The 11,869-nt window shown below is 65.9% G+C and carries 10 protein-coding genes; 7 read left to right on the top strand and 3 right to left on the bottom strand.

The window, feature by feature from the left end; translation table 11 throughout:
* Positions 1–105 precede the first annotated feature (105 nt).
* From ACT53K_RS01805 to tgt, 5 genes are all read left to right on the top strand, one after another.
* On the top strand, positions 106–1,623 hold the full coding sequence (locus ACT53K_RS01805; RefSeq protein ID WP_476226815.1) for an oligosaccharide flippase family protein: 1,518 nt from the start codon (positions 106–108) through the stop codon (positions 1,621–1,623).
* A gap of 136 nt (positions 1,624–1,759) precedes the next feature.
* Positions 1,760–2,272, top strand: a complete 513-nt coding sequence (locus tag ACT53K_RS01800) for an EF-hand domain-containing protein (protein ID WP_476226814.1) — start codon at positions 1,760–1,762, stop codon at positions 2,270–2,272.
* A gap of 54 nt (positions 2,273–2,326) precedes the next feature.
* Positions 2,327–3,277: a cation diffusion facilitator family transporter gene (locus ACT53K_RS01795; protein ID WP_476226813.1), complete on the top strand. Its 951-nt coding sequence runs from the start codon at positions 2,327–2,329 to the stop codon at positions 3,275–3,277.
* A gap of 37 nt (positions 3,278–3,314) precedes the next feature.
* Positions 3,315–3,944 (top strand): HAD hydrolase-like protein, encoded by a 630-nt coding sequence (locus ACT53K_RS01790; RefSeq protein WP_476226812.1) that lies wholly within the window; start codon positions 3,315–3,317, stop codon positions 3,942–3,944.
* A 58-nt stretch (positions 3,945–4,002) separates the two neighbouring features.
* Positions 4,003–5,133, top strand: a complete 1,131-nt coding sequence (gene tgt / locus ACT53K_RS01785) for a tRNA guanosine(34) transglycosylase Tgt (RefSeq protein WP_476226811.1) — start codon at positions 4,003–4,005, stop codon at positions 5,131–5,133.
* Positions 5,134–5,151: 18 nt separating this feature from the next.
* Here the strand turns inward: tgt and ACT53K_RS01780 are convergent, their stop codons facing one another.
* Positions 5,152–5,469: a 2Fe-2S iron-sulfur cluster-binding protein gene (locus ACT53K_RS01780; RefSeq protein ID WP_476226810.1), complete on the bottom strand. Its 318-nt coding sequence runs from the start codon at positions 5,467–5,469 to the stop codon at positions 5,152–5,154.
* 63 nt (positions 5,470–5,532) lie between these two features.
* Between ACT53K_RS01780 and ACT53K_RS01775 the strand changes: the two genes are divergently transcribed.
* Positions 5,533–6,156, top strand: coding sequence for a DNA-3-methyladenine glycosylase family protein (locus ACT53K_RS01775; protein WP_476226809.1), 624 nt, complete (start codon positions 5,533–5,535; stop codon positions 6,154–6,156).
* A 10-nt stretch (positions 6,157–6,166) separates the two neighbouring features.
* On the opposite strand, the gene ACT53K_RS01770 is transcribed toward ACT53K_RS01775, so the two are convergent.
* Entirely contained in the window at positions 6,167–7,783 is a 1,617-nt protein-coding gene (locus ACT53K_RS01770; protein ID WP_476226808.1) for an alpha-L-fucosidase, read from the bottom strand.
* A gap of 2 nt (positions 7,784–7,785) precedes the next feature.
* Positions 7,786–10,656 (bottom strand): TIM-barrel domain-containing protein, encoded by a 2,871-nt coding sequence (locus ACT53K_RS01765; protein WP_476226807.1) that lies wholly within the window; start codon positions 10,654–10,656, stop codon positions 7,786–7,788.
* 157 nt (positions 10,657–10,813) lie between these two features.
* Here ACT53K_RS01765 and ACT53K_RS01760 point away from each other — a divergent pair, with 157 nt between their 5' ends.
* Positions 10,814–11,788, top strand: coding sequence for an alpha/beta hydrolase (locus ACT53K_RS01760; protein WP_476227272.1), 975 nt, complete (start codon positions 10,814–10,816; stop codon positions 11,786–11,788).
* The last annotated feature ends 81 nt before the right edge of the window (positions 11,789–11,869 follow it).

Here is an 11,869-nt window from a genome sequence, read left to right as displayed (position 1 = left end):
TTTGTCGCAAGGAAGCTGCTATTAAGCAGTTTCAATCTATATCCCACGCGCCTGCCGGCACCTCCTCCAAGATGCAGGCCGATGGATACAAGAGCCCAAAGCGCGATGCCCGCCAGCCAAAATGCCGACGTCAAAGGTTTGTCCAAGAATGTCGCCGGGGGATCTGCTTGGCTGATATTCAGTAAGCTAACCGTTAAACTAATTGATTTTTTATCGCTACTAATTCTGGCCCGTCTGCTAACGCCCAGTGACTTTGGCCTTGTCGCGCTGGCGCTCAGTTGCGTGGTGATCGTTGAAACCGTTTTCGAAATTTCGACCGATCAGGTGCTGATCGGCCAGCGTCCCATCACGCGCGCGCATCTGGATACGGCATTCACCATCTCGCTGTTGCGCGGGCTGGCGGTCACCTTCTTGCTGCTGCTGGCCGCAGCGCCGATCGCCCATTTCTATGGCGACCCCCGGCTGTTGGGGTTGATCGCCGTGATAAGCTTCACGCCCTGGTTTCGCAGCGTCCGCAGCCCCGTGCTTTCGAAATTCCGCCAGCAGTTGAATTTCAAAAAGGATGTCCTGCTCGCGATCATCGGGAAAACCGGTGCGCTGCTGATTGCCGGCGCGGTCGCCTGGGAGACCAGAAGCTATTGGGCGATTGCATGCGCCAGCATCGCCGGGCCGGCCATTTCCGGCTTCGCTTCCTTTGTGGTGGCCCCGTATCGGCCTCGCCTCAGCCTGTCGGAATGGCCGGTGTTCGCCGGCTTCTTCGCCTGGACCACGGCAGCGCAGGTCTTCGCGGCGGTCAATTGGCAATATGAAAAGCTTGTCCTCGGGCGCCTGATTCCCGCGCACGACCTGGGCGCCTTCACGCTGGCCAGCGACTTGTCCGGGCTGCCCGAACAAGCGCTCATTCAGCCGATCTACGGCCCGCTGCTGTCGGCCTTCAACCTGGTACGGCACGATGCCGAACGGCTGCGGGCTGCCTATATGCTGTCGAGCGTAGGATTGCTGGCGGTGGGCACACCTGCAATGGTGGGGCTGGGTTTCCTGTCGGATGCCGCAGTCCTTTTCGCTTTCGGCCCGAAGTGGCAGAGCGTCGCACAACCGATGCAATGGCTGTGCCTGACGCTGATCCTGCCGCCCCTCACGGCGCCGCTGGGATCGCTCGCTACTGCCTTGCGCCGCCCACATGTCTGGGTCTGGCTGAGCGCGTCGGAATTTTTCATCAAGCTTCCGCTGGTGACGCTCGGCGCCCTCTATTGGGGCATTTATGGCGTGATCGCGGCGCGTGCATTGACGACGCTCGCGCTGACGCTTCGCTCGTTGCTGATCGTCAAGCAGCTGATCGGCGTCCCTGTCCTCCGTCAGATGGCGCAGTGCATCCGCCCCTTGGTGTCTGGCGCCGTGCTGGCTGCAACGTTGCTCGCGATCCGGGGTGAACTGGTGGGCCTTGGCACCTTCCCGCTTTTCTGCGGGCTGTGCGTCTGTGCGGTGATCGGGCTGGCGGTTTATATCGCTTGCCTCATGCTGCTCTGGGTGGTGGCAGGGCGCCCCGCCGGGCCGGAGGCAAAGCTGTTGGCCGCGGGGAAAGCGCTGTTCGGCCGGCTTCGTCCGCGTGCCGCGATCGGCTGAACCACCCGGACACGCACAGGCATCTTGGGGCTGGCGCGGCACGCCCAGCGACGATACGGCAGGGAAGAGCGGCAAACGCCGCCTCCAACGCCACGGCACCCCCGCGCTGCGCTTGCCGAAAAGAATGAGGTCCAGGATGCGCCTGTCTTTGCTGCCGCTTGCTCTCCTCGCCGCCGTACCGGCCGCGGCCCAGGACCATAGCCGCCCCGGAGGCGATGCGGGCGGCAACCCGATTACGCCTGTCACGGTCGGTCAGCCGGCTGCGACGGTGATCGCCGAGCCGGTGGCGATGATGATCGCCGCGTTTGACGCCAATGGTGACGCCAAGGTCACGCGCGCGGAATTCGACGCAGGACTGCGCCACAGCTTCGACAGCATCGATACCGCGCACAAGGGCTGGATCGACTATATCGCCTATTCGGACTGGTCCGAACGCTGGATGGGCGACCGCAACACCCTGCCCAGCCCGTTCGAAGTGGATCGCGACGGCGACAACCATATCACCTTCGACGAACTCGCCGCCCGCTTCGACCTGCTCTGGACGCGGTTCGACAAGAACAAGGACGGGGTGATCGAACGGCGCGAGCTGGTGACGATCCGTCCGCCCGCTTCCAGCCTGATGGACGGCCGCCGCAAGGGCCGGCGCTGAATTCCATCGCATCGGGCTAGCCTCGTGCAAGTTCCGCCCGCTAAGAAGGCTGCAATGTCCGCGCACCACGACCATCACCACCACGGCCACAGCCATGGCCACAGCCATGGGCATTCGCACGCCCCGGCCGATTTCGGCCGCGCCTTCGCGATCGGCACCGCGCTGAACCTTGCCTTTGTGGTGATCGAAGGCGGGGCGGGCATCTGGTTCGATTCGATGGCGCTGCTGGCCGATGCGGGCCACAACCTGTCCGACGTGCTGGGCCTGCTGATCGCCTGGGTCGGCGCCGAGCTTGGCAAGCGCCCGGCCACCTCTCGCTTCACTTATGGCCTGGGCGGCTCCTCGATTCTCGCGGCACTGGCCAATGCACTGCTGTTGCTCGTCGCTATCGGCGCGATCGCGCTGGAGGCGATCGAGCGGCTGTCGAACCCGCCTGCCGTCGCCGCGCTGCCGGTGATGCTGGTGGCCGGCGTGGGCATTGCCGTCAATCTGGGCACCGCGCTGCTGTTCGCGCGCGGGCGGCATGGGGACATCAACATTCGCGGCGCCTATCTGCACATGGCTGCCGACGCCGGTATCTCCGCCGCCGTGGTGGCGGCCGGTGGCCTGATCTGGTGGACCGGCCTGCGCTGGATCGACCCGGCAGTCAGCCTGCTGGTGGTATTGGTGATCCTGTGGGGCACCTGGGGCCTGCTGAAGCAGTCGCTTACCATGGCGCTGCAGGCTGTGCCCGACCATATCGACGGCGACCGGGTTGAAGCCATGCTGCGGGCGTTGCCGGGCGTGGAGCGCGTCCATGACCTCCATATCTGGCCGATGAGCACTACCGAAGCCGCACTTACCGCGCATCTCGTGGTTCCCGGCGGCCATCCCGGCGATGCGTTCCTGAGCGATCTGCAGCACCGGCTGTCGCACGATTTCCACATTGACCATTGCACCATCCAGATCGAGCTGGGCGACGGCGCCGCCTGCCAGCTGCATGGAACCTGCGTCAGCCATGGCTGAGGCAGCGGTCCAGACCCGGGCTGGTGTACAATCAGGCGTGGATCTGGTCGTTTTCGATTTCGACGGTACCTTGTCCGACAGCGGCGACTGGTTCCTGTCGGTGGTCGACCATCTGGCCGACCGGTTCCGCTTTCGCCGTGTGGCGCCGGAGGAAGTGGAGCTGCTTCGCCGCAAAAGTTCGCGCGAAGTGATCGCCTATCTGGGCATCCCGGCCTGGAAAATGCCGTGGATCGCCCGCTACACCCGCAAGCTGGTGAGCCGCGAAACCCACCGGATCGAGCTGTTTCCCGGCACGACCGACCTGCTCGAGCGGCTGGTGGCCACCGGGGTACGGCTGGCGCTCGTCACGTCCAATTCGGAAGCCAATGCCCGGGCGATATTGGGGCCGCGCCATGCCGCGCAGATCGAATGCTTTGCGTGCGGATCCTCGCTGTTCGGCAAGGCGCCCAAGTTCCGCCGCGTGCTGCGCAAGCTAGGCGTCGAGCCACACGCTGCGCTGGCGATCGGCGACGAGACGCGCGATGTCGATGCCGCGCGCGAAGTCGGCATGCGCGCCGGGGCGGTGCTGTGGGGCTATGCTGCCGAGGAAGTGCTGGCGGCAACCGGCCCCGATGTGGTGTTTCGCACGCCACAGGACATATTGGACTATGTCGCCGCGCACCGGTGAGCGGGCGAGCAGCCCCTCCCCGCTTGGCTTGGCGCCGAAACCGCGCCAATAGCGCGGGATGCCCCGTTTTCAGTTCACCATCCACGCCACTGACGGCAAGGCGCGCCGCGGCACCATCGCCATGCAGCGCGGCGAAATCCGCACCCCCGCCTTCATGCCGGTCGGCACCGCCGCCACCGTAAAGGCCGTGAAGCCGCAGGACGTGCGCGCGAGCGGCGCCGACATATTGCTCGGCAACACCTATCACCTGATGCTGCGCCCCACCGCCGAGCGCGTCGCGCGGCTGGGGGGCCTCCACAAGTTCATGGGCTGGGACCGGCCGATCCTGACCGATTCGGGCGGCTATCAGGTGATGAGCCTGTCCGAGCTGACCAAGCGCAGCGAGGAAGGCGTCGCCTTCGCCTCCCACCTCGACGGCTCGCGCCACATGATGAGCCCCGAGCGTTCGATGGAAATCCAGCGGCTGCTCGGCTCCGACATCGTCATGGCGTTCGACGAGCTGGTGCCGACCACCTCCACCCGCGAGGTGCAGGCCAGGGCGATGGAACGATCGATGCGCTGGGCGAAGCGCAGCCGCGCCGGCTTCGATTCGGGCGAGGACCATGCCGCCCGCGCCGCGCTGTTCGGCATCCAGCAGGGGGCGCTCGACGAAGGGCTGCGCAAGGCGAGCGCCGACGCGCTGAAGGACATCGGCTTTGACGGCTATGCCGTCGGCGGCCTCGCCGTGGGCGAAGGCCAGGAGGCGATGTTCGGGGTGCTAGATTATGCGCCGGGCCAGCTCGACGAGGCCAAGCCGCGCTATCTGATGGGCGTCGGCAAGCCTGATGATATTGTCGGCGCGGTCGAACGCGGCATCGACATGTTCGATTGCGTGCTGCCGACCCGCTCAGGCCGCACCGGCCAGGCCTTCACGCGGAACGGCCCGATCAACATCCGCAATGCGAAATTCGCCGAGGACCAGGGGCCGCTCGATCCGGCATGCCCCTGCCCGGTCTGTGCGCAGTGGAGCCGCGCCTATCTCCATCACCTTGTCCGCGCCGGGGAAATCCTGGGCGCGATGCTGATGACCGAGCATAATCTCTGGTTCTACCAGACCCTGATGGCCGATCTGCGCGCGGCGATCGAGGAAGGGCGGCTGACCGCCTTCGCCAACAATTTCCGCGCGCTTTATCATGGCGGGGCGGGCTGAGCGCCACGCCCCGGGCCATCAATCCTCGGCGGCGATGCGCACGCGCAGGCCGTCGAGTTCTTCGGTAAAGCGCAGCTGGCACGACAGCCGCGAAGTCGCATCGCGATCTGCCGAGCTGTCGAGCAGATCGTCCTCGTCCATGCTCATCTTCGGGAGTTTGTCCGCAAATTCCGGGTCGACATGAACATGGCAGGTGGCACAGCTGCAGCAACCGCCGCACAGCGCCAGCAGTTCGTCAAAGCCGTTGTCGCGGATGACTTCCATCACGCTGAGGCCTGCCTCACCCGTGACCGTACGCTCTGTTCCATCCCGCGTGACGACGATAAGCTGGGGCATCGCATTCTCCTTTTGCCGGGCGGTCCATGCCGCCGATCCGGCGCCAGTTCAAGGACACACCGCATGGGACTGAGCGCCGAACAGCTGAAAGCATCGCTGGATGCCCTCGCCGCCATCGAACCCGGCTTCGCCGCCGGGCTGGCGCGGGCGGGCTATCCCGAGCCGCGAATCCGCGCGCGGGGCTATGCCACGCTGTTGCGCACGATCATCGGCCAGCAGGTGAGCGTCGCCGCCGCCCAGTCCATATGGAATAAATTGGAAGCGGCGCTGGGGACGATCGACGATCCGAACGCGCTGGCGGCAGTCGACGACGACGCGCTGCGCGCCGCCGGCCTGTCGCGTCAGAAGATCAGCTATGCCCGCAGCCTTGCCGAGGAAGTGACGAGCGGCCGGCTGGACCTCGCCGCGCTGCCGGCAGACGATGAGGAAGCGATTGCCGGGCTCACCGCGATCAAGGGCATCGGCCGCTGGTCGGCGGAAATCTATCTGCTGTTCGCGGAAGGCCGGCCCGACATCTGGCCGGCGGGCGACCTGGCCGTGCAGATCGAGATCGGCCGCCTGCTCGGCCACCCCGAAAGGCCGAGCGAGAAGCAGACGCGCCTCTGGTCCGAGGCATGGCGCCCCCATCGCGGTGCGGCGGCGATCTTCGCCTGGCACCATTACGGGATGATCAAGGGCGCGATCTGAGGCGAGCCGGTCAGGCGACCAGCCCCGGCCCCTCCAGCTTGACCACCGGCACCGTGCCCAGTCCGCGCGGCAACGTGAGGGTGAGGCCCTTCGCGTCCTGGCGGAAGGGCACGTCGCCACCGCCCAGCAGCCGTGCCCGCGCCACCCGCCCCTGGCCATGGCCGGCGAGCGCCTGCACCGTCAGCGGGTGCTCGGGCGCCTTGAGGCAGAACAGGTAGAGCGCGCCGCCCTTGGCGGTGAAGCGGACATCGCCTTCGGCGAAGCCCTTGAACGCGCCTTCGTTCATCATCCCGGCCGTGAGCTGCGTCGGCCCCTCGCCATAGACGCGCCACGGCCGGCTGCCGAACACCGCTTCGCTGTTGACGGCCATCCAGGCGGCGAGATCGTCGAGGATCTTCTCTTCCTCGGCATCGATCGTGCCGTCGCCGCGCTGCGGCACCGACAGCAGCAGGTTGCCGTTCTTCGAAATCACGTCGGCCAGTCGAGTGAGCACATCGTTCGCCGACTTGTAGCGCTTTTCGGTGAACAGGCTGCGCTTGTAGAACCAGTCGCCCAGGCAGGTATCGGTCTGCCACGGCTCGTCCCACAGATGGTCGGCAAAGCCGCGCTCGACATCCTGCACCAGCCCGAACCGCGCATAAGGCTTCAGCTGCTTGGCGTTGAGCACCACGTCGATCTTGCCGTGCCAGGCGATCGATCGGTTGTAATAGTCCGCCGCCGCCGCCAGCCCCACCGGGCCGAAGGGCAGTTCATAATCGTCGAAATAGCAAAGATCGGGCTGGTATTTGCTGACAAGGTCGATCTGGCGGCGCAGCCAGCGCGTGGCATAGCCGGGGTCTTCGGCCGGGCCATGCTCCATCCACTGGCCGGTATTGTCGTCCTGCCACTTCTGCATCGCCGCGATGGTATCGATGCCGTCGGGCGCGGGCAGGTGCTTGCCGGTGTAGAGCAGTTGCGGGTCCAGCCCTTCCCACCATTTGCCGACGCCGTCGGCCTTGGTCAGACGGAAGGCGTCATAACGCTCGCCCTTGCGCGGCCCTTCGGCATCATAGGCATAGGCGGTCTGGAACCAGTGCCACGCATGCGCCGCATGGTTGGAAACGCCGAAGCGCAGCCCGTGCGCGCGGGCCACCTTCGCCCAGGTACCGACCACGTCGCGCTTCGGCCCGATCCGCGTGGCGTTCCACGGGTGGTGCGCGCTGTCGTAGCAATCGAAATTGTCGTGATGGCAGGCCAGCGACACGAAATACTTCGCCCCGGCCTTCACATAGCGCTGCATCAGCGCTTCCGGATCCCAGTTCGCGGCGGTCCAGCGGTTCTGGACCTCCATGAAGCCGACATCGGCGGGGTGGCCATAGGTCTTGCGATGGAAATCGGAGACGTGATGGCCCTGCATGTACATCAGCCGGCCGTACCAGTCGCCCTGTTCGGGCACGGCCTGCGGCCCCCAATGCGACCAGATGCCGAACTTCGCATCGCGGAACCAATCGGGGTAACGGTAATGCGCAACCAGCGACGGCCAGTTGGCTTGCACCGGACCATCGGCCACCGCCTGCGCCCGCGCGATTGCCGGCATCGCCGCCAGTCCCGCCAGAACCCCGCGCCGCTGCCACCCTGATCCGATCATTATTACCTCCGCTGAACCACGACCGTACCACCTTGATACCGAACTTCAGCGTCAAAGCCATTGTCGTCGTTCACCGGTTTGCCGGCGCTCACCCATTTCACCCGGAAGCTGCGCGCCGCCGCCATGCCGGGCCAGCCCTTGCCCTCGCGCGCGCCGATCGTCAGCGTGCCTGCCTTCTCGTCCCAGACCATCGGGATGCGGCTGAACGCCCCCGCCTTATATTGTTCGCTGCGGCCATCGTCCTCGTAGAGCGAGAAGCTGCCGTTCGCGCCGGTATAGACAGTGATCGTCAGCGGCGCGTCGGGCGCCTGGTCGACATATTGCGTCACCGGCCCCATCGGCACGATCGCCCCGGCCCGCACGAACAGCGGCATCCGTTCGGCCGGTGCCGCCACGCCCGCGAACGTGCCGCCGCGATAGGGTTTGGCGGAATAGAAGTCGTACCAGGTGCCGGTGCCGGGGAAATAGACCACCCGGCTGCGCGCCTTGTACTCGGTCACCGGCGCGACCAGAAAGGCATCGCCGAACAGATACTGGTCGTTGATGGTCCGCGCCCTGGCATCGGCGGGGAAATCCATCGCCATGCCCCGCATGATGCTGCCGTCCTTCATATAGGTGTCGGCGCCCAGCGTGTAGATATAGGGCATCAGACGATACCGGAGCTGGTCGTACCACACCATCGAGGCGCGCATCGGCGAGCCTTCGGGCGCAATCTCGTAAATCTCGCGATACGGGAACTCGCCATGGCTGCGGAACAGCGGGCTGAACGCGCCGAACTGGAACCAGCGCAGATTGAGCTCCCGCCATTCGGCCACGTCTTCGGGCTTGGGGTTCTTCGCCGAATAGCGGTCCTCGAGCGCGAAGCCGCCAATATCGTGCGTCCAGTTGGGCAGGCCCGACATCGACGCATTAACGCCCGCGGAAATCTGCGCGCGCAGATCATACCAGCGGCTCGCCACATCGCCTGACCACACCGCCGCGGCATAGCGCTGCAGCCCGGCAAAGCCCGAGCGGGTCAGCACGAACGGCCGCACATCGGGCTTAAAGGCGCGCCAGCCCTCGTAAAAAGCGCGCGCGTTCATCAGCGGATAGCTGTTGAAATATTGCGCGGCCGGCCCGATCGCGGTGGGGCCCATCGTGTCGATCCGCTCGGCGATCGACAGGTTGGAATGCATGTCAGGCTCGCTGGCATCGGCCCACCAGGCATCGGTGCCGATCACCCCCAGCTTTTCCTGCACCTGCCGCCAGAAGATGCGGCGCCCCTCTTCCGAATAGGGATCGTAGAAGGTGCTGGTATAGCCCGGCCCCACCCAGTCCTTGTTCGCCTGGCGCAGATTGCCCTGATAGGCCGCGCCGGCGGCGGCCAGTTCCTTGTAGTTCGCCGTGGCCGGATAGAATTTCGGCCAGACCGAGATCATGAAGTTGGCGTGGTCGGCATGGACCTTGTCGACCATCGCCTTGGGATCGGGAAAGCGGGTCGGATCGAAGGCATGGCTGCCCCATTCGGGGTCGCGCCAATAGCGCCAGTCGAGCACGATATTGTCGAGCGGAATGTTCAGCGCGCGGTATTTCGCCACCACCCCGGTCACTTCGGCAGCGGTGTCGTAGCGCTGGCGCGACTGCCAGAAGCCATAGGCCCATTTGGGCATCATCTCGGCCTTGCCGGTAATCTGGCGATAGCCGGCAATCGCGCCGTCCATATTCTCGGCGGGTACGAACCAGTAATTCTTGGCCTGCGCCACTTCGCTGGTGAACCAGACCGAATGGCGGTCCGGTCCCGGCAGCGGATCATTGTGGAGCAGCGCCATATAGCCGTTGTTCGGCGCCCATTCGATGCGGATCTTGACCGGCTTGCCCTTTACCATCGGCAAGTCGAAATTCGTGTACCAGGGGTTCCAGTTCTGCCGCCACCGATCGAGCACCAGCCGGCCATCGGCATAGAGCTTGAAATAGCTGGAGGCATAGAGCTGGAACTTGTGCATGCCGGTCACTTCCGGCTGCAATTCGCCGGTCCACACCACGGTCTGTTTCTGCACAGCATTGCCGGCGGGGTTCTGGCCGCCGCTGGCAGCCACCGTCTTCGCCTTGGCCGCTTCCGGCCAGTTCTTCTGGTCCTTGATATACTGGTAATCAATCGTCGCTTCCTGCCGCGCCACGGCCAGCGTGCCGCCCAGGAAATATTCCGCTTTCCAGCCCGGCTTGCCGTCGCTGGTCACTTTCATGTCCTCGCCGACCGGGGTGTAGGGCCGGGGATTGCCGAACCGGCTGATGCTGGGATTGTCCCACAGCAGGCCGTAGCCGCGCGTCGAGACGACGAACGGCACGGCAATATCCATATTGTGCTGGGCGAGTTCGACGTCCTCGCCATTGTAATTCATCTGCGCGTTCTGGTGCTGCCCCAGACCGTACAGTCCCTCGTCGGTGCTGCGATTGAACTGCTGGCTGACGGTGACGAACGGCTTGCCCTCCACCGACACCGGCCGGAACGTAGCCACGCTCGATTCGGCGAGCAGCTCACGACCCCTGGCGTCGGTAAAGCGCACCCGGCCGGTGGCGATCTCGATATCGGCGGTGGCGCGCGCTGCCTTCACCAGCACATGGCCGTTCGCGCTGCTCACGTCGAACGCGCCGGGTGCAGGCGGGTTGGGCGCCATCAGGCTCGGCGCCAGCGTGGCATTCTCCAGCCCCTTGGGCATGGCGACGATGTGGAAGATGCCGTCGCCATGGACCGACACCTGCACGCGGGACGCGCTGCCGCCGGTCGGCGTCACCACCACGCCATCGGCCGTGCGGCTATAGCCCTGGTCTTCGGCCGCCTGCGCCGCACCCATCGCGCTGCCCGCCAGCAGCGCCGCGATCCACACCCTGTTCATGCCCGTCTCTCCTGCTCGCCGGAATTTCATTCCTTGTCAGGCGGAAGGTTAGCGTTACCAAAAAGCGAAAGAAACCGGCGGTCGGAAATTTACTTTCGCCCGCTGCCATGCAACCCAATCGCAACAAGCGTCGGGGACGAGGAGAGGAAATATGGCCATGCAGAATTTCAGCCGCCGCACGATGCTCGCCGGGGCGGCCGGCGCCGGCCTCGCCGCGGCAATCCCGTCGCGCGCCCGCGCAGAGATCGCCGGCGACACGGTATTGCCGCTCTGGCCGGGGCGGGCGCCCGGCGCCCCCGCCACGCTGCCGAAGCCTGCGACCGAACAGCGCTCCAAGGATCCGGGCTTCAACGATCGCTGGCTGACCGGCATCGACATGCCGACGCTGACGGTGCGCCGCGCCGCCAACCCCAATGGCAGCGCCGTGATGCTGGTGCCCGGCGGCGGCTATGGCTTTCTGTCCTGGGACAATGAAGGCGAGGAACAGGCGCGCTGGCTGAATGCGCTGGGCGTCACGGCCTTCATTCTCAGCTATCGCCTGCCCGCCGAAGGCTGGGCGAACCGCGCCACGGTGCCGCTGGCCGATGCGCAGCGCGGCATCCGGCTGATCCGCAACCATGCGCCCATATATGGCGTGAACCCGGCGCAGGTGGCGGTGCTCGGCTTCTCCGCGGGTGGACATCTCGCCGGCAGCCTCGCCACGCGCCATGCCGAGGCGACCTATACGCCCGTCGACGCCGCCGACCGGCTTTCGGCGCGGCCCGATCTGGCGGGGCTGATCTATCCGGTGGTAACGCTGGCCCAGCCCTTCACCCATGGCGGCTCGCGCGACCATCTGTTCGGGCCGGGGGCGGACCCCAAGGCGCTTGCTGCGGCCTCGCTTGAGAACCGCGTTTCCGCCGATACGCCGCCGCTGTTTCTGGTCCATGCGAGCGACGACGGGCTGGTGCCGATCGCCAACAGCCTCGCGCTGTATCAGGCGACGCTCGCCGCCCGCCGCGCCGCCGAAATGCACGCTTTCGACCAGGGCGGACACGGTTTCGGCGTGCGCCTGCCGAAGACCGCACCAGCATCGGCCTGGCCCACCCTGTTCGCCGCCTATGCCCGCCGGCACGGGGTGATGCCGGGCTGACGCTTCAGGGCAATCGCGTTTGAAGCCCGGGAGGGGGAGCGGTGCTCCAAAAACAATTGTCATCCCGGCGAAGGCCGGGAT

It is taken from the genome of Sphingomonas sp. DMC8, from assembly GCF_056314185.1.
This window is presented reverse-complemented; position numbering and strand designations above follow the sequence as displayed.

Excerpts from the sequence above, each read along its gene's own strand:
- ACT53K_RS01795 (WP_476226813.1), top strand. The coding sequence starts at position 2,327 with ATGTCCGCGCACCACGACCATCACCACCACGGCCACAGCCATGGCCAC.
- ACT53K_RS01770 (WP_476226808.1), bottom strand. The coding sequence starts at position 7,783 with ATGATCGGATCAGGGTGGCAGCGGCGCGGGGTTCTGGCGGGACTGGCG.
- ACT53K_RS01765 (WP_476226807.1), bottom strand. The coding sequence starts at position 10,656 with ATGAACAGGGTGTGGATCGCGGCGCTGCTGGCGGGCAGCGCGATGGGT.
- ACT53K_RS01805 (WP_476226815.1), top strand. The coding sequence starts at position 106 with ATGCCCGCCAGCCAAAATGCCGACGTCAAAGGTTTGTCCAAGAATGTC.
- tgt (WP_476226811.1), top strand. The coding sequence starts at position 4,003 with ATGCCCCGTTTTCAGTTCACCATCCACGCCACTGACGGCAAGGCGCGC.
- ACT53K_RS01760 (WP_476227272.1), top strand. The coding sequence starts at position 10,814 with ATGCAGAATTTCAGCCGCCGCACGATGCTCGCCGGGGCGGCCGGCGCC.
- ACT53K_RS01800 (WP_476226814.1), top strand. The coding sequence starts at position 1,760 with ATGCGCCTGTCTTTGCTGCCGCTTGCTCTCCTCGCCGCCGTACCGGCC.
- ACT53K_RS01780 (WP_476226810.1), bottom strand. The coding sequence starts at position 5,469 with ATGCCCCAGCTTATCGTCGTCACGCGGGATGGAACAGAGCGTACGGTC.
- ACT53K_RS01775 (WP_476226809.1), top strand. The coding sequence starts at position 5,533 with ATGGGACTGAGCGCCGAACAGCTGAAAGCATCGCTGGATGCCCTCGCC.